Here is a 17,280-nt window from a genome sequence, read left to right as displayed (position 1 = left end):
CCTTGGCTTGCCAATCTCGGGACAAAAACCTATTCCAGCACTATCTCAATCAGAGAGATAGCCCAAATAATGGCCAATATTGCCATATGCAAGATTGCTCGAAGTGCCAAACCATAAAGATCAATAGATCAGATCGTATCTTTAAACGATGAACATTTTTTAGATGTAAATTATAAGGACAACAGCGATAAGACTACTTTCCTACCAGCCAAGAAGGCGAAAATTTTGATGAATCATCATGAAAACAACTTTTCAGAAGATGACTACATAAAAGAACTGCTGGCTGCATCAAGATCTAGCGACCCTACCGAACGACAAAGCGCTGCGTCCTCGATGTTTATACCGCAATCGATCTTATCTTTTCTCGCGCATGACCAGGATCTATCGGTACGCATTAGTGCTATTGAGAATCCCGCGATCGACAACGCCCTTTTGGATAAATTTGCCATTGACAAAGAAAAGTCGATTCGAATCGCAGCCTCTCGAAATCCAAATCTCTCCTGGGAGAGCGTAATCCGCATTTTGCTTAGTTTCGAATTTGAGACGATTGAGGCTCTCGCCCAAAACGAACAGCTACCCAAAGAGCTATGGCTCACCCAGACAGGGAACCAAAAAAGTGTCAATTGGTGCTACGTGGCAGCCACCTCTAGAAATCCACATTTTTCAGATGAACTCATGAAACTGAACTTGATCTCTAAAAGCGATCTCATAGAGCTGAGCGAAAATCCCGAACTTCTAACCAAACTCTCATTTGACGACGAAGCAGAGATACGTAAATTAGTAGTTGAAAAGATCGAAACACCAAAAGCCGTAATTGTTCGCCTGGTAAAGGATCCCAGTCCACTAGTACGACAAGCAGTAGCTCGAAGCTTTTTTTGCACCAAACCATATATCGATGAACTACTTCTAGATCCAGAGATCACAGTTCAAGGCGCCGCAGCACAAGGTCATTGGTTAAATGAAAATGACCACCTAAAAATCTATTCAGAGATGCCTCAACTACGAATTCATCTAGCCCATAGCTCCAATTTAGAAGTCGACATTGCCTATCTTCTGAGCCGTAACCAAGATCCACAAATCAGGTGTGCAATTGCCCAAAATCCCTGCTGCGATCCTGCAATCCTCTCTTACCTATCGCAAGATTCTCTTCTCGAGGTCCGTCTGGCCGTCTCTTCAAATGCCAACATGGATGAAGAGACGGCCCTAATCCTCTCATACGACCCCGACCCAAAGATTCGTGCAAGCGTCACCAAAACAGATTTAATTCCATACGACAGATATCTCGAGCTAACCGACGATCCCAGCGCCGAAGTTCGATCCGCTCTAGTTGGCTCCTTTTGCATTTCCTACGAAGCTATAGAAAAACTTCGAGAAGATCCCGACCCTTATGTTCGGGCTTGTGCAACCATAAACTACGACGTTTCGTTGGACCTACTTGAAAAACTAACCCTAGATCCAGATCCAGTCGCTAGATCTTTATCAGCTCGAAGCTTGCAACTAACCGAGGAGATGCGAATACGCCTTTCCAACGATGTTGATCCCAGAGTCCGCATAGTCATAGCATCACTAAAAGAAACCCACCCCTTGATCCTGGCAAGATTGGCAAACGACCAGATCGAACAAGTCCGCCAAGCCGCAACCGCCAACCCAAATTACTCCCCTAAAAGTTGGAAGCTAATCAAAAACTTCTAAGCAACGCTACAGAGATAGCCACTGTCACTCGATCTTCAAATCTGCCTTCAGCTGCTGACCCCAAAGCAAATTAACTAGAGGCATCAAAGAGAGGTTGCCCTCTGTCAAAGTACCTCAATCAAGGTACCACTGTCGAACCCTCTGTCAAGTCGAAGCCAGGCCAATGGGAGCCAAAGAGACACTAAACCAATAATCGACTTTGGATAAGATCCCCTGGGTATTGAGTTGCTTTTGGAGCATAAAACTCTACTTCATCTTCAACTTTAGAGGACAAAACTCCCAGCTCCACCAAGAGATCCAGATGATATTTAGTCTCAAAGATGGCAAGCATCGAATTAAAGAGGTCCAGATCACCTAGATCGGTCTCTCTACGTGTCCATTTCAGATGTCTGGCTACCTCGAAGGCGCTCATACCACCGACGCCAAGAGCACTATAGGTTTGACGCAACCTAAGGTCATGATGCAAAAGAAGCTCGTCGATTCGCTTATGTGAACTTGGGACCACTGGGCCGTGAGCTGGCAGCAACATCGAATCTGGCATCTGTCTAACTTTGTTGAGCGATCCCAAGTAATCTCCAAGAGGAAGGCGCGGCCGATCGGCCTCAAGAGCAATCGAAGGTGTTATATGGGGCAAAACGTGATCTCCCGCAAATAATACTTTAGAATCTGAATCGAGAAAGACTACATGACCGCGTGTGTGACCGGGAGTCGAAATCACACTCAAATTGCGGCCACCGACATGCAAAACCGTTCCATCATAGAGCCAATCATCTGGCCTCTCGTATAGATTGATGATCTCTGAATCGTCGCTACCAAAGGCAGAGACAGTCTCATAGAGTGCTTGTGCGCCACAAAGTCTCAGTAGACCAAATTGTCGTTCCAAGGAATCCTGCTCATTTCGTTGAATCATATCAAAGGAAGAACGTTCACCAGCGCCAATTGAGACCTTCCCGTGAAATTCGCGCCGAAGCGCAATCGCTTGGGTGTAGTGGTCCCTATGAATATGCGTAATCAGAAATTCAGAGACGTCACCTACCTCCACACCTACTAAGGCCAGCGCCCCAGTCAGGGCCTTACGTGCCACCTCAAGAAATTGACCCGAATCGATCAGGACTACTCGATCAGAGCCAAGCAAAAGATAGACATTAACGGCCCGAAGTGAGTCTCCTGGAAGCGGTAAAGGAATGCGATAAACATTTGGAACGACCTCGAATGCTCCGGGTTCTTCCCATTCGTATCGATTTTCTTTATTAGCTGACAAAATTAATCTCCATGGCAAAACCTTATCATCGTGATTTCGACTTAGTGAGATCGATTAGATTTACTCTGCAATTCACAAATCAAAGCTCAAGCGGCCTTCGAAAAAATAAAATATCAAAAGAGTGCTGGAATCTCAGCAGTCGCAGATAAAGCGAGACGCAAAAAGACAGATGTCCCAATTTGACGAAGCCGCCAAAAGGCTCAATCTAGCACCAAGACAAGGCGATCTCGATTGCAGAATAATAGAGAGCGCAAACGAATTGATCCAAACCCATCTGAAGTTGTCGAACTCTTCGCAAGACGATTCGATCCAAAATCTACTTGCGCTAGCAGAAAAAACCAACTGCTTCATCCAACTTCTAGTAGAGACATCTAGCTATAAGAACTGGGCAATTGGCTGGATTATAGAGATGGAGATCTTGGAGTTCGATAAAGCCTTATCTGAACTACTAAAGTCATGCTACTTAGGGCAAACTCACCTTTACTGGCAACCCAAGTAACGCTTTTCAGCAGTCGAACGATCCACTCGTTGTGGAGGCTGCCGGATTGAAGGGGTGGTTTACTGTGCTGAACTCAATTGAAGCGGATCAACAGTCCTGGTGGAGAGAGATCGCTCCAGATATTGCCTTTCCGCTAGCGTTTGCGGGGTCACAGCTATATAGCACCTCTCCTCTTGAAATTAGCGAAGAGTGTCGATGGATCCACTCCAAATTCGATCACCAGCACTCTGGTATCAAGTTCGTAACCCCACAACAGGCACACAGTGGAGAGCATATCGAGCTACTAAATAGACGGCGCGAGCTCTACGAGGGAGCTCGCAAATCCAAACCAGGACGGTGGATCTCGGGCAAATGCAGAGACTGGGATCCAGTATCAGAGGTACCAATTATTCCTACGAATAGTTCGGTGGGAGATGAATCAAAAGGGGGCCAAAGGGAGGTAGCTTAGATTGTGCGAAAGTGACAACTTCCTTGGCAGGCTCCGACACTAGGTACTTATGGGATGTCACAAGTACGAATATCGCAAAAACAGCGAAGATTACTACCGCTAGGTCGCCTCTACGGTTATTTTTCTTCTGCGTGCGAAAGTTATAATCTCATTGATCGCTATTGCCATGTGACCATGATCACGGCCCTAACTTGGGATTAATTGAGAATCAACCCTAATTAAGCTTGGTCATTGAAAATTTATAATCGCTATTTACTGAAATAGCTATTCGTCAAGCAAATTGGTCAAGGCTCTTAGGCAAACGTCAAATCTCGCTTCTTTACTTACTTGCAATCCCGCCAATTGAGAGACGAGCCAAAAGATCAGTTCTATTAACACCATCGTCATTTGACACACTGTCAAGGCAAAATAGATCGATCCATCGATGACTCGTTACTACTTTTAGTGCCCACTGAAGAGACACCAGACTGCCCGATATGGCGGGACACCAAATCTCGAGGAAACAATATTCCAGGGGGACTGCTCGTCATCTTCACGCAACTGAGTCAACCTAACCAACTCAATTACCTATCGGGATCGAGCATCGAAACTCCAAAGGCCTAAGTACAAGGTAGGACGCTTTACGGGACTGTGCGCCAGAGTCGATCGAGAGGCATCACGTAAAGCCGGTCTTCATAGTTGTAAGACCTTGATCCCATAGTGAAAGCTACCCCCGCAATAAAACGCTTCCCTAGCGCGTCCCTAAGTTTACGTAGTCCTCTGAATTCGGCTCCCGTAATGCGCTCTCCTGCCTTTATCTCAAAAGCGATAACGGATCCATCATCGAATTCGATAACAAAATCAACCTCATCATCGGCCGAAGTGCGCCAATGACCGCAAAGAACTTTCTCGTCAAGCCAAGAGATCTGCTTACGCAGCTCTCCGACGACAAAAGTCTCTAAAACGTTACCAAGCACGGTAATTGCCGTTGCGTCAAAACTTAAAACGCGCTCTAAAGACAACCTCAAAACCCGGGCCGCTAAACCAGAATCTACTACATGAATCTTTGGTTTGGAATTTGCTCTTGTCCTGAGCGTCTTACCCCACGCAGGTAAACGTACGATGAGATAGAGGTCTTCGAGAAGCCGAAGATAGCTTTCTAAAGTCTTCCTGTCAATCTCCAACCCCGCGCCCACCTTGCTAACATTTAGAATCTGTGCAGTTTGGGAGGCCACCGTAGAAAAGAGCCTTTGTAATATTTGACGTTGACGAATTCGAACAAGTTCCACCGAATCACGTTCAATCGATTGCATTAAATAGTCATCGAACCACCGATTTCGAGATACGTTTGACGACCGCGAGATCGCCATTGGAAAACCACCCGTAATGATCCTGGCAACATATTCCTGTCTGGTTGAGTCTGATCTTGGCAATGAAGCCACTGTATTTTCCGGATCGTCCAACAACTTTAGAATCAAATTCTCTTCCGAACCCCATATCTCACCTTGCGAAAGAGGCCAAATATTCAATAGGTGCAATCTGCCAGTAAGCGCCTGCGCCGTACGTGGCAAAGTATCAAAGCGTGTGGACCCGGTCATTACCGCGGTTCCGGGTAGCGATCCCTCCCTGTTGAGTCGCGCTTTGATGGCATCTAATACTTCGGGCACATACTGGTACTCATCCAAAAGGATCGGCGTGGAGTCATTCATCGCATTTACCGGACCTGCCTTTACCGCATCTCGAACTACAGGATCATCTAAGTCAATAACAGCCACGCTCAAATTATCTGCAAGTTGAAGAAGTAATGTGGATTTACCAACCGAACGAGGTCCATGTAAGAAGATGACGGGCTCGTCTTCCATGCGATCTAAAGCGACTTTATAGATTCGACGATTAAAAAGAGAACGATAGCTTTCACTCACACCATTATTATAGTGCAGCGAAGGGGGTTAACTACCAAAACGCGAAGGGGGTTAACTACCAAAACGCGAAGGGGGTTAACTACCAAAACGCGAAGGGGGTTAACTACCAAAACGCGAAGGAGGTTAACTACCAAAACGCGAAGGGGGTTAACTACCAAAACGCGAAGGGGGTTAACTACCAAAACGCGAAGGGGGTTAACTACCAAAACGCGAAGGGGGTTAACTACCAAAACGCGAAGGGGGTTAACTACCAAAACGCGAAGGGGGTTAACTACCAAAACGCGAAGGGGGTTAACTACCAAAACGCGAAGGGGGTTAACTACCAAAACGCGAAGGGGGTTAACTACCAAAACGCGAGATGATAAACATTGGAAAGGCGCAGACGATTATCAAAGGGAAAAACCGAAACCTTGAAATTACGTCTAATCCGCCGTCAATTCATGGGTTGCAAGCACGACGTCAACCAACGACATCTCCGAACCACTATCGATAGTCAAATTCAAACCAACGGCCGTTTTTAAATCTTCAATGGCGACACATCCAAGTAACCACTTCAATCTCTAGAACTGCGCATCTTCGATCAGCTAATCAAAGCCCTATTTCGTAGAGCGGGATTCAAAAGAAGCTCCGCAAAATGGCTGTCAGTCTGCACGACACCCTCTTACTGGAGGGCGTTATCCAAGTCGTAAGCTTGCTTTAAAGAGTGCAGCACAATGTCCTCTTTACCAGGGAACGAATTTGCCATGGAAGTATAACCGAAACGAGAGTTACCTCAACGAAGACCTCAAAGCCACCAAGTACATTTTGCAACTTTAGAGGTGTCGCCATCCCGTATCCAATTTACGTTGGCACGGAGGGGTATCGGCCGATACAACAAAACTGTGGAAACGCTTGACTGAATTGGCCCCAGCACGTTTGAGTTAATGGCCCCACTCAACTTTCAACTATAACAACGCGCCATGAGAGATTTGGTTGGTATTTAGAGATCCCTTTTGAATTTCCAAATTTCGGTTAGATTCAGCTGTTTGACGCTCCTTTCGAACTCTCCAATTGGATAGTCTCTACCCATCTAAGCAAAATTGAATTTATCTGCTCCATAGCTGAACTTGCAAAGGTTGTCTTGATAATCGATGACAGATGAGCTCGTGTGGCCCACTATGTGCTGAATCTATGGGTCAGTACAGTTTTACTATTTAGCCTTATCCTCAAATGAGATCAATGAAGGCAACTACTTGATCACAAGAAGGACAGAGTCCGCCACCTTCCACCTTCTTACAGAACAAGCCACAGTCATCGCATCTTTGGACTCCTAGATATCTTGTTTCGCACTGTGGGCATTCATAGACAGTGCAATCTTTTCTCTTATTACCCTTTGGCAATTCTGCTACGGTAACTTTGTTTCTATTTCGTAGCTTCCATGCATTTACTCGACATCTGTCGCTACAGTAGATTCTTGGCCTAGTTGAACTAATTGCATTCCCACAGTAACGACACGCTGGCATTGCCATAGCGTTGCCTAACGGGATTTTGTCTTCCACTTACGTCTCCTTATTGATAGTTGTAATTGGGTCCCAAGTGATCACCCCAAGTAATTGCCGACCCCTGTTGGTGGCCATCTGCATTCATCCAGATTGAGATTGACTAAATAACAACCCACTACGGCCATGGAGGTGGCAATGGAGGTGGCATTTGAGAGTTGTTCACTAAGGCCGAAGAAGATGCACGGGTATGGTTACCCATGTGCATCTTCTTAGCCGTTAGCTTGACGTTCACAAAAGACCATTGACAAGAGTTGCCTCTCAAGGTTTATTTGGAGCTATTGAGTGCTACTTCTTCTGCTTTGTCGCTATTGCTGAGCGAAGACGAAAAGACGAAGATCCAGTTTCGATGATCTTGGAGTTGAAGGTGATTCGATCAACCACTGCACCAGCAAGTCTTGGATCGCTAAAAATACCATTCCATTTGAGAGAACGGAAGATTGGTAGCAACCATCAACGAGGATTGCTCTTCTCTCTCTGTGATTACCTGAAAGAGTAGTTCGGCACCGCGTCTATCGAGTTGAAGGTACCCAAGCTCATCAATCCCAAGGACATCAAGGCGCTGATACCTTTCAATGACCTTGGACAATCTATGGTCATCTTGTGCTTCATGGAGTTCATTTACTAAAGTGGCAGCGTTGGTGTAGCGCACTTTCTTTCCTTTTGCTGTCAGGGAGACAAGTGTTCCAATCAAGAGATGGGTCTTACCAGTCCCTGGTCCACCAACTAGAACAACCGAGGTAGCAACGTCACAGAAGTCTCCTCTTACGAGAAACTCTAGAGTCTCTGTAGTTATAGAGGAATCTGCCAAGTTGAACTCACCTAGTAATTTAGTACGAGGTATCTTTGCCTCTATTAAAAGACGTTGGCATCGTCGGGCCTCGCGTTCGGTCAGCTCTAGAGATAAAAGCTCGGTGATAAATCGCAGATGACTCCAACCATCTCTTTTGGCTTGGGCCAAGATATCGGCGAAGTTGGCACCAATTGCAGGCAGGCGTAGAGCTTTCGCGTAATTAGCTATATCTAGAAGTTCGGACTCTTGGCTCATGAGGCCACCTGGCCCATTAGGAGTTGCTCATATTGACCAAGGTCTACCAACTCGTTGGTAACCTCTGGACATTTAGAAAGAGGAACAGTTTCTTTTGGCTCTAGATATTCTCGAGCTTTGATCTCAACATAGGAAGCCTTCGGACTATTCATCTCAAGTGCGCAATTGATACCAGCTACTATTGCCGCTTTTACGACCCACATTCCCCGTAGCACCGAGTGTCGAACTAAAACTCCAATGCCCTCACTCGTCAAGACATGCCAAAAAGCACCGACCCTCCCTAGCAATCCAGCGCAGATCGAAAACACATCCAAGATGGCATGGAAGATCTTTCGCGCAAGACCCAAGGCATTCTCAAACCTACGGAGAAACTTACCGAGCTCGTTGCGCTTACAGAGTGAAGCGGCCCAACTTTACTTTCGTAGCAGATCCATCGACGATGCTGATATGGGGATTCAACTGTAACCGTTCGCTACTACAGATTAAGTAGATTACGTAACTTGCGCCTCCGCTCATCAGAGGAAAGCCCGGGGATTGACCCAGCTCGCGACCATTTTACCTTTGCATAAGCCGTGAAGACCATGCACACTTTGTGTGCCAGAAAATCAAGTCAAACATTGACAGCCCCGATTCTTCAATTTCATCGACAATCCGTTTCTGCAAAAAGGACGATTCTTAGCGATCAATAAAACAGAGGCTAAGTGAGCGAACCGCCCTCGTAGCCTCTGTTTATTTACGCATCTACAAATTCGTCATTCCGCACTACACGCGATGAGAATGACTTACTTCAAACCGTCAACTTTGTTCAGTGTCACCCAATTGGCGATTGCTTCCGGAACGCAAAAGAACAAGACCTGCAAGACCCACAGTCGCGACTAACAGCCACCACAGATTGGAGCTCCAGGGTTTACCTGTATGGACCGCCGGTACGATCACGGACGACTGAGTCGTGGACGAAGGCTGAGCAGCGACGGTAGTCGGAGACGACGACGGTTGCGAGACCGACGTCGGTACAATAGTCGTTGTTACCGGCAAAGTAGTAGTTGGAGAAGTAGTAGTTGGAGAAGTAGTAGTTGGTGCAGTAGTAGTTGGTGCAGTAGTAGTTGGAGAAGTAGTAGTTGGAGAAGTAGTAGTTGGTGCAGTAGTAGTTGGAGAAGTTATCGTCGGTGCGACCGTAGCAGGCGTCACCGGCGCCGGTGCTAAAGGCACACCAACAGCCAAGCAGGTCGGGTCAATCGAAGTGCCAACACCTGGACCAATATTATCTAACGATACCGATGTTATGTAATTATAAGGGTCGACATCCGCAACGCTGTCTGTACCGACTTGCTGGATCTCAGCCGAGTAGGTCGCACTTCCATCTGGAGCGTAGGCAATCCCCTGCAAACTATACGCTGGGGTAATAGGAACATCTTTGATCGTTGACCCTGAAGACGCAGAACGTACTGCTACGTAACTCGGACCATTGCCATTTACCGTCATCTGCAATGTTGATCCGTCTGGACTCAAAGTGATCCAAATCGGTTGATCGCCAGCATTGGTTAGCCCATCTTTCCGAAAATCAACCTATTCTCCCAGCTAGTTGAGTATGTGGTCTTACGTTGGGACACTACAAATGCGTCGCAATGGTCTTTATCCGTTTAAGGGGATCACTAACTCCTAAGAGACGGTAGATCTCTTTGTGAACCGGCTCAGAAACACCACTAGTGCGGATGTGATAGACAACGCCTTTATCTGATGTAAGAACTATGGTGGCTCGGCGGTGACTGTTGAGTTGCTCTTTAATGGTTGACCATCTTCTCTTATCGTTATTTTGCCTCAAGGTCAGCTCAATAGCACTAAGGAGGTGATAGGCAAGTACTGAGATGAAGAGGTGAGCAGCAGTTCGGCTAGCTAGTTGATGATAGACCGGTCGAAGTCCAAGATCACTCTTGAGGGATCTAAAGGCATCTTCTACTTTAGTGAGAGTCGTATAGATATTCCAGATCTCACCTGCATCTAGCTCGCTATGGCTGGTGTCTATGACGTAGGCTCCTTGGAGATTATCATCTTTGGCTTTAGTGGGTTTTTCTGTAATAGTGAGATTGATTACTTTGTCAAAGCGTCTCTTTTTGATGATCTTGCCATGGTCTTGATGATATTCAAGGGATATCTCGTATTTGGAAGCAATACTTGGGTACTTGGCCTTGATGCGTCCGATACGCTCTGAGACAACTGTGGTCTTAGATATAGAACCCTTTGTGATTGAGGTATTCAACGAAGTGATATCTACTAAGAATCTCTCGTTAGCTTGACTAGAGATCGCTGATTCCTTCTTGGATCTCCCCAAAGAACGACACAACACCACGGTTGTGGTGTTGTTGTTGGAGGAAGAGGAGGAGATGGAGGTGGAAGAGGAAGAGGAGGAGATGGAGGTGGCGTTAGTATCAGTGTCGGTGCTGTCGCTGATATTGTTGCCGGTGGCACCATTACGGATATATTCGTCAGTGTCGGTGCTACTGTCGCTCTTGATGATTTTGGTGTCGTTGCTGCTGTTGCTGATACTGTTGCTAGTGTTGCCGGAGGTGGTGTAACTGTTATTGTCGTCAGTGCCGGTGTCTTCTTCTAGCGTTTGCACTTGTCCTTGTACTTGTGTTTTCACTTGTCCTTGTGGCTTTTGTGGTTCCACTTGGAGCTTTTTCACCAGTACTGGGGATCCTTGGGCATCGTAGATCTCGGTGAAGCCTTCCATCTCCATGAAATGGCTTCGATAGAGACTCTTTTTGTTAGCTCTCTCAATTACTACGTAGTTGAGATTGCGCTTAATAAGAAGTTCTAGGTTTGCCTTGGTAGCAATTCCCCTATCCATCACAATGGTAGGAACAACATCCCCAAAGAGAGATCCATCCGATAGAGACTCCAAGGCATCAAGTACGCTAATGAGAGTTCTAGGCTCAGAGGTATTGCCCTCATGTATCTCTGAGTAGATGGGTAGTCCCCTGTGATCAACAAGTAGTGCCAGAGAAACTAATGTGCAATCAAAACGCTTCTCTTTGGAATGTCCATGTTTAGCTAGGGAGTTCCCCCTAGTAGAACCTTCGAAGTAGGTGTTAGTTAGATCAAAGAGAAAGAGCCTGGTATTCGTCCTAAAGAGATCAGAGCTAGCTCTATAGAGTGCTGGCTCTATGACGCCTTTAGCGTCATAGAGCTTATCTGCAATTGCATAGACCTTATCCTTGTGAAACTTAGAGAGATCGATACCACATATCTCAGGTAATGAAGAGTTGGAGTTGATATACGAATACGTCTTTCGATCAGATCCAGGATGAATAAGACGAGCTATTATCGTTGCCTTGGCAATACCAAGGGATTCACCCGATAGACCTGCACTCTCTAGGATCTTATCGAAGCTAAGAGCTTCATAGAACGAGTTTCCTATGAGTTCTGGACCGATACTTCTACTATTGATAGTCTTAGCACTAGAGAGATCCACCATCTCAAGGTCAGCCTCAGTAGCTCTTGTTTCTTTAGCGGCTGCAACTTCGGAACGAATTGCATACTTAGTGATTGCTAGATCGACGTATCTGGCAATAATAGGATCTGATTCAAAGAGTGAGGTTACTCCAGAGAGTCTCTGGGCAATTGCATTGGCCAGAGCTGGCCACAATGACTTATCCAGGTCCAGTTCGGTCAAGGTCATTACTATACGTTGACGGGGACCTTTTTCACAGCGGTAGGACTCAACGAGTTGGTACTTACTGTAGCTAACGCCGGTCTTTTTATTAACTGTTGGAGTTTCACGGATAAACACAACAAGACAATAGCACCATGTCAGAGCTAATGCAAGTCATAATCAAAACTACTCAAAAATTAGGACACTACATTCGCGACCCAAAAAGACCTAATACCCATCTACCAGGAAATCTATAAATCACCCAAGCCGAAAATCCTCAAAAATCAACTCAAAAGGGGCCAATTGGGGCGATTTTTCGGGAATTCTGCGAAAGATGGGTTAGGGCAGTTGTGTAGTTGGCGTTACCACTTGCTATATCGAAACTCGAAAAGTTGTAAAAGCTCTTGTTATTTTTGGTGGTGATGGCACTCGGTGTTACGAAGACTGAGGAGTTACTCATTGCCAGAGAATTTGGAATTGTGGTAGCAATTGGGATTATTGCTGGCGCAGTTGAAGACTGAATCACATCTCGATTGACCTGATAGATCGCCACTTCACCCGTGGATACGTTTTGCGAAGCGGAGGTATTCAAAGTTACCCCGAGATGACTACCGTCTGGAGATATTGCGATGTCGGTTGGAGTTCCGCTAGGAAGATTGGTAGTGTTGGAAATCGTGGGAGGATTCGAGGTCAAGCTAATTGTCTCGATCTCATATCCATTAGGGCCACTGGTGACTACGTACAGCACCTTGCCGTCAGGAGATGCGGCAACGATCAAAGTGAACCTTCTCGCCGGTATCGTCACATAGCTGCAAATAGTACGCTGACTGACTCTAGTGCATCTCGGTATTGCTCGAAATCTCCGGTGAGCGATACTTTCCTTGTTGGGTTACCTTCGTCAAGAAGAACTTTACACACAGTTAGTTCGGACACTTTCTGAGCCTGTGCTTTTGTCCGCATTACTGCGATCATGAGCACACCGCATCAATAGCAGGCTGAGCTTTGTTAGTAGCCGAACTGCGACCGTAGAGGCGGACACAGAGAGACGTGAGCAGTTCCGTGACGTCGCGCACTAGATCGTCATCTACCTCGGCTGGGTCTACCACAACCAATTTCCTGGACTGAGCCTCAAGTGCAGCCTCTATATATTCAGCTCCAAACCGGCAGAAGCGGTCTCTGTGCTGTAGCAAAATTGTGTCTACAGTGGGGTCTTTAAGTAACGACAGAAACTTTCGCCTATGTCTGCGAAGGGCCGAACCAACTTCTGTGACTACGCGATCTGTTGAGTACCCCTGCTCTGTAGCCCAGGTAAGAACTCTGGCAACCTGAGGATCTAGGTCTGATTTTTGATCTACAGAAGACACTCGTGCATATATGACGGCAGACTTAGATACGGACGGTTGAGACTCTAGATCTCCCACCAATATGGGTTGCCCTACTTTAGCGCAGGGACAGGCAGAGTACCGGCACGATACCACTTATATGCCGTTTGAGGATGTATACCTTGGGACAGTGCCCACTCACGTAAGTTCATTACATATCGTTATAGAACATCTTTGTGCCAACTGTTACAACCCCGTCACCACACATCAAGGCAATCTTTGCTCGAAATACCTGATTTGCAGGTGCGGTAGTCTTTCTAATCACCGATTCAAGGTATTTGCGATCATTCTCATCGATTACTAATCCAATTGGTCGGAGCTTATTCCTATGTCCTTTTCTTATCGAGCTCTATCGCTCATAAGGTAAAACAAAGGCACAAATCATTAATTCCGCATACTACAAGGAAATTACCAAAAGAGACACTATAGAGCTCACACTCTGACTTGCTCCTTGAAATCAAGCAAAGAGTATGGGAATGTCGTCGTGTTGAGATAGTCGACTAATTCCTTTGTGACTGGTTCAATCTTGGGAATGAAGCGATTGTGGGTTACAGCAGAGCGCCCTTGCTTCCAAACGTGTTCCTGGGGATTGAGTTGCGGAGAATACGGAGGGAAATGGACTGCTTCGATGTGATGCTCCCTAATTGCCTCTTGAGCGACGCTCCCTCTGTGCCATCCTGCCCCATCCCATATAAGCAGAATCTTCTCTCTTGGGTAGATCTTGCGGATCGCCAGCAGTATGGCCGCTGTTTCATGCATAGTCTGGCGCTCTGTTGCAAATGCATGCTCCTTGCCTGTCTTGAGGTTCAAAAACCCATAGATGCTCCGGTTCATTCTGGTTCCATTGGTCTCAATTACAGCTGGTGTGGTTCCTTTCGGTATCCACACTTTCTGAGTAGTTGTCGCCTGAGTGAGAACCATCTCGTCTTCACAGAGAATCACCGTATCTGGATCAGAGAATGCCTCTTTCAGACGTTCTTGCTGCTCGTCTTTCCATTCAGCTACCGCTTGTGGATCAGCCTTCTCGTACTGTTTGCCCGGCAGATGGAAGCTGAACTTACTTTCCCGAAACAGAACGTAATAGCTAGTCCTAGAGGCATAGAGAACACCGTATCTGCGCTTGAGTACTGTAGCCAGGATCCGTGTTGACCAAAACGGGGAACTGCTATAGCCGTGGTCATTGGGAGTTGTAGTCGTGAGCATGATTGCCACTTCATCTCTTTGAGACTTTGAGAGAAGTACCGGAGCGTTGTTATGGCGCTTGTCCTTGAATGCCTCAGTGCCAATGCTGCGGAATGACCGTCGAATTCGCTGTACATGCTTGACAGAGAGGCCTGTCCTGTTGAGGGGACTCCCATCTTCAAGGGTGAGAACTGCCAGCGCCCGCTTATATTCGTCGATGTTTTCAGTCTTCGCCATGAATGCTTCAATAGTGGCGAGTTCCTCGGGTGTAAGCATGTCATGAGAAGATTAACACACTTTACAAGAAATTAAAAGGGCTCATTGGAGCATTTCAGAGTGTTATGCGAATAGATGAGAGCCAAACCCAAGAAAATTCAAACAAGACACAAAGAAACGACGATGCCACGGCAACCAAATAGTTAAAACAAATAGCCTTACTTTGACATAGAGGGGAGTTAGACGTCTAGCGCACGAGCCCTATTCGATATAGAAACAGGCGACTGAAGTGATAGTCTCGCAATTAATAATTTAATCGCTATCCCATTAATAATTTAGACGATAGAGACAATTGATGAGCTTTAGCCTGTCTGTTTGCCGAGATTGCCTTTATTGCTCGAGCAAGTAATACGATCCTATCGCGAACTTCGCCTTCCAGTTCGTCTATATACGCCCTTGAAAGATTTGACTTTGCATCTTGAAGGTAGATATGAAGTCGACCATGTGCCATATTTGCACTATTGAACTCATCGAGGAGCCCCCATTTTTCAAAACGTCGATCGAACCAATCCCCTAGCCCACATGAGGCATCTGTGGAACTTAGGAATCGACTATTGGTATGAAAGTGCTGAAGTGCAAGAAGTGGCCTATCAGCTCAAAGTCTTCCACTGGTAAAGCCACATCCAAATTGGGTTTTATTGGTTGATTTCGTATAATCGAAATGCTTTCGCCAAGGTCTCTTGGTCTACCATATAGATATCCTTGAGCAAACTTACCGCCAAGGGTCACCCAGAGTTCTTCTTGGGCTCGGCTTTCAATTCCTTCTAAAACGACCCTTGCGTTCGCGAGTCGCCCAAGCATCAATAAAGAGCTAAATACAGCATAGGTATTTGGATCATTATCAGCCTCTAAGAGGAAAGACCTGTCTATCTTAATCTCATCCACAGTCAACTTAGCAATCGAAGAAAGAGAGGTAAATCCACTGCCAAATCGTCCATGGAGATCCTAAATCCACTGCCCTTAAGTGCTGAGATTCTAAGACGAGCTTCTTCAAAATCCTCAATTGCTACATCTTCAGTTATCTCGATTACGAAGGATCTGCTCCTGGAAGATAGGGGCTCTAAGTCATTCTCAAAGTCCGAACCAAGAAAGTGCGACGGTGAAAAATTCAACGAGAGATCCACTGCCTCTAGCCCTTGACGATCCAAGATCTCTCGCGCGGATCTGGCTCTTTTGATCAGATACCTGCCAACACTTCGAGCTAAAACGGGATTGTTTTTAAGCTCTCCAATGACTACCGAGGTCTCAAAGCTTCCCCAGCGAAGTAGCATCTCTAACCCACAAACATCTCCCGTAGAAATTTGGACCTTAGGTTGATATTTGAAGCTAACTACACCTTTTTCAATCGCATCAGGCAACTTTTCACGAACTGAGTTCGCACACCTACGCTACGAGCGACTTCACCACCATAGAACTTAAATTGATCTCCACCTCCTGATTTGGCTGCATATAGAGCTTCGTCTGCTTTAGCTAAGAGGGAGTCGAAAGAAGCGTCATCCAAAGGTGCAAAAGCCCATCCAAAGCTACCCGTAACGCTCAGTTCAAACGTGCTATCACGGATCAAGTCACTAATTCGATCTACAAAACTTGAAATCTCGCTTACATCTTGGATTCGAAGGCAAAAGCCAAACTCATCACCACCCAAACGAGCAACGATTTCGCTACTGCGAGATGCTTCCAAAATCTTCTGACTCAAGACTTTTAGATATCGATCCCCAGCCTGATGGCCAAAAGAGTCATTCAAATCCTTAAAGCCATCAAGATCCAAAATTCCAATGGCAATAATCTCATCTTTTCTATTTTCAAGCGCAATCGCGCATTGGTACTCAAAAGCAGCTCGATTGCCGATACCAGTCAAAAAGTCCATACTAGCTAAGGTGCTCAGACGGGATCGCTCTTGGTTGAGACTCACTTTGAGATCGATCTCACCAAATCCATGCTCAATCATCATCGCTACCGTCTTTATCATCTGTACAACGGAGTCAGATAGAGCCTCAAGCTGATTAGAGGTAACAATCAAGACTCCAAATGCGCGACCGTCCGCCGAACAGGAGCGGCTACCGCCGAAATCCATCCATTTGAGTGCAGAAGCTTATGCCAATGGGCCAGATCGACATCCCTATGGTTACGATCGCAGACTTGAACCGAATCCCCGAAGGCCAACTTGGCCAAAACTGATCTCTTTTTTTCTAACTCAAACGCGACTAACAACCGATCAAATTCATCCACTGCGATTCCACTGGCTGCCACGGTTCTTAGGGTTCGCAACTTCCTATCCCTCTTTAGAAAGATTCCGGTGCTAAAAACTCCCTTGGAGACAAGCGCTTTGCAGAGTGGGTCCAACAACTCTTCCTCGGTCAGCGCAGAAACAAGCACTCCTGCACTTTCGAGCAAAGTCTCA

17 protein-coding genes and 2 pseudogenes are annotated in these 17,280 nt (G+C 46.2%); 3 read left to right on the top strand and 16 right to left on the bottom strand.

Features of this window, described 5'->3' with window-relative positions:
* Positions 1-228 precede the first annotated feature (228 nt).
* Positions 229-1,692, top strand: coding sequence for a HEAT repeat domain-containing protein (locus ACIDITHRIX25_RS81675; RefSeq protein ID WP_201731821.1), 1,464 nt, complete (start codon positions 229-231; stop codon positions 1,690-1,692).
* A 181-nt stretch (positions 1,693-1,873) separates the two neighbouring features.
* Here ACIDITHRIX25_RS81675 and ACIDITHRIX25_RS81670 read toward each other — a convergent pair whose 3' ends face one another.
* On the bottom strand, positions 1,874-2,953 hold the full coding sequence (locus ACIDITHRIX25_RS81670) for an MBL fold metallo-hydrolase (protein WP_201731820.1): 1,080 nt from the start codon (positions 2,951-2,953) through the stop codon (positions 1,874-1,876).
* A gap of 121 nt (positions 2,954-3,074) precedes the next feature.
* Between ACIDITHRIX25_RS81670 and ACIDITHRIX25_RS81665 the strand changes: the two genes are divergently transcribed.
* Together ACIDITHRIX25_RS81665 and ACIDITHRIX25_RS81660 are read left to right on the top strand one after the other, a co-directional pair.
* Entirely contained in the window at positions 3,075-3,452 is a 378-nt protein-coding gene (locus ACIDITHRIX25_RS81665) for a hypothetical protein (RefSeq protein WP_201731819.1), read from the top strand.
* A gap of 64 nt (positions 3,453-3,516) precedes the next feature.
* On the top strand, positions 3,517-3,900 hold the full coding sequence (locus ACIDITHRIX25_RS81660) for a hypothetical protein (RefSeq protein WP_201731818.1): 384 nt from the start codon (positions 3,517-3,519) through the stop codon (positions 3,898-3,900).
* A 620-nt stretch (positions 3,901-4,520) separates the two neighbouring features.
* Here the strand turns inward: ACIDITHRIX25_RS81660 and ACIDITHRIX25_RS81655 are convergent.
* The 15 genes and pseudogenes from ACIDITHRIX25_RS81655 to ACIDITHRIX25_RS81590 form a co-directional block, all read right to left on the bottom strand.
* Positions 4,521-5,801: an ATP-binding protein gene (locus ACIDITHRIX25_RS81655; protein ID WP_201731817.1), complete on the bottom strand. Its 1,281-nt coding sequence runs from the start codon at positions 5,799-5,801 to the stop codon at positions 4,521-4,523.
* 1,205 nt (positions 5,802-7,006) lie between these two features.
* Positions 7,007-7,339, bottom strand: coding sequence for a hypothetical protein (locus tag ACIDITHRIX25_RS81650; RefSeq protein ID WP_201731816.1), 333 nt, complete (start codon positions 7,337-7,339; stop codon positions 7,007-7,009).
* Positions 7,340-7,627: 288 nt separating this feature from the next.
* Complete coding sequence (locus tag ACIDITHRIX25_RS000000104315; RefSeq protein ID WP_407071681.1) at positions 7,628-7,723, bottom strand: ATPase; 96 nt, start codon at positions 7,721-7,723, stop codon at positions 7,628-7,630.
* 22 nt (positions 7,724-7,745) lie between these two features.
* On the bottom strand, positions 7,746-8,387 hold the full coding sequence (locus ACIDITHRIX25_RS81645) for an ATP-binding protein (RefSeq protein ID WP_201731815.1): 642 nt from the start codon (positions 8,385-8,387) through the stop codon (positions 7,746-7,748).
* Positions 8,384-8,734: a hypothetical protein gene (locus ACIDITHRIX25_RS81640; protein ID WP_201731814.1), complete on the bottom strand. Its 351-nt coding sequence runs from the start codon at positions 8,732-8,734 to the stop codon at positions 8,384-8,386. Before ACIDITHRIX25_RS81640 ends, ACIDITHRIX25_RS81645 begins: the two co-directional genes overlap by 4 nt.
* 448 nt (positions 8,735-9,182) lie before the next feature.
* Positions 9,183-9,896, bottom strand: a complete 714-nt coding sequence (locus tag ACIDITHRIX25_RS81635) for a hypothetical protein (RefSeq protein WP_201731813.1) — start codon at positions 9,894-9,896, stop codon at positions 9,183-9,185.
* 100 nt (positions 9,897-9,996) lie between these two features.
* The gene (locus tag ACIDITHRIX25_RS81630) at positions 9,997-12,177 is read right to left on the bottom strand and encodes an IS1634 family transposase (protein ID WP_201731812.1); all 2,181 of its coding nucleotides are present in this window, start codon (positions 12,175-12,177) and stop codon (positions 9,997-9,999) included.
* Positions 12,178-12,328: 151 nt separating this feature from the next.
* A complete protein-coding gene (locus ACIDITHRIX25_RS81625; RefSeq protein ID WP_201731811.1) occupies positions 12,329-12,817 on the bottom strand; it encodes a lactonase family protein in 489 nt (162 codons plus the stop codon).
* 23 nt (positions 12,818-12,840) lie between these two features.
* Entirely contained in the window at positions 12,841-13,011 is a 171-nt protein-coding gene (locus ACIDITHRIX25_RS81620) for a hypothetical protein (protein WP_201731810.1), read from the bottom strand.
* A pseudogene (locus ACIDITHRIX25_RS81615) lies at positions 13,008-13,573 on the bottom strand (IS607 family transposase). The gene ACIDITHRIX25_RS81620 and the pseudogene ACIDITHRIX25_RS81615 overlap by 4 nt, the downstream one beginning before the upstream one ends.
* Positions 13,574-13,853: 280 nt before the next feature.
* Positions 13,854-14,879, bottom strand: coding sequence for an IS630 family transposase (locus tag ACIDITHRIX25_RS81610; protein ID WP_201731809.1), 1,026 nt, complete (start codon positions 14,877-14,879; stop codon positions 13,854-13,856).
* A 259-nt stretch (positions 14,880-15,138) separates the two neighbouring features.
* The gene (locus tag ACIDITHRIX25_RS81605) at positions 15,139-15,330 is read right to left on the bottom strand and encodes a hypothetical protein (RefSeq protein WP_201731808.1); all 192 of its coding nucleotides are present in this window, start codon (positions 15,328-15,330) and stop codon (positions 15,139-15,141) included.
* An 89-nt stretch (positions 15,331-15,419) separates the two neighbouring features.
* Positions 15,420-16,237: pseudogene (locus tag ACIDITHRIX25_RS81600) on the bottom strand (EAL domain-containing protein).
* Positions 16,210-16,899 carry a GGDEF domain-containing protein gene (locus tag ACIDITHRIX25_RS81595; RefSeq protein ID WP_201731806.1) on the bottom strand — a complete coding sequence of 230 codons (690 nt, stop codon included), beginning with the start codon at positions 16,897-16,899 and terminating at the stop codon, positions 16,210-16,212. Before ACIDITHRIX25_RS81595 ends, ACIDITHRIX25_RS81600 begins: the two are co-directional and overlap by 28 nt.
* Positions 16,896-17,280: hypothetical protein (locus ACIDITHRIX25_RS81590; protein WP_213333469.1), on the bottom strand; the 385-nt coding region annotated here is incomplete at its 5' end. The genes ACIDITHRIX25_RS81595 and ACIDITHRIX25_RS81590, both read right to left, overlap by 4 nt.

The organism is Acidithrix sp. C25 (assembly GCF_904848545.2).
Note: the sequence above shows the minus strand (reverse complement) of the source record. Positions and strands in the feature narration are given on the sequence as shown.

What these genes read in the sequence shown, in the direction of transcription:
- ACIDITHRIX25_RS81610 (WP_201731809.1), bottom strand. Translation starts at nt 14,879, where the DNA reads ATGCTTACACCCGAGGAACTCGCCACTATTGAAGCATTCATGGCGAAG.
- ACIDITHRIX25_RS81605 (WP_201731808.1), bottom strand. Translation starts at nt 15,330, where the DNA reads ATGGCACATGGTCGACTTCATATCTACCTTCAAGATGCAAAGTCAAAT.
- ACIDITHRIX25_RS81645 (WP_201731815.1), bottom strand. Translation starts at nt 8,387, where the DNA reads ATGAGCCAAGAGTCCGAACTTCTAGATATAGCTAATTACGCGAAAGCT.
- ACIDITHRIX25_RS81620 (WP_201731810.1), bottom strand. Translation starts at nt 13,011, where the DNA reads ATGATCGCAGTAATGCGGACAAAAGCACAGGCTCAGAAAGTGTCCGAA.
- ACIDITHRIX25_RS81675 (WP_201731821.1), top strand. Translation starts at nt 229, where the DNA reads ATGAATCATCATGAAAACAACTTTTCAGAAGATGACTACATAAAAGAA.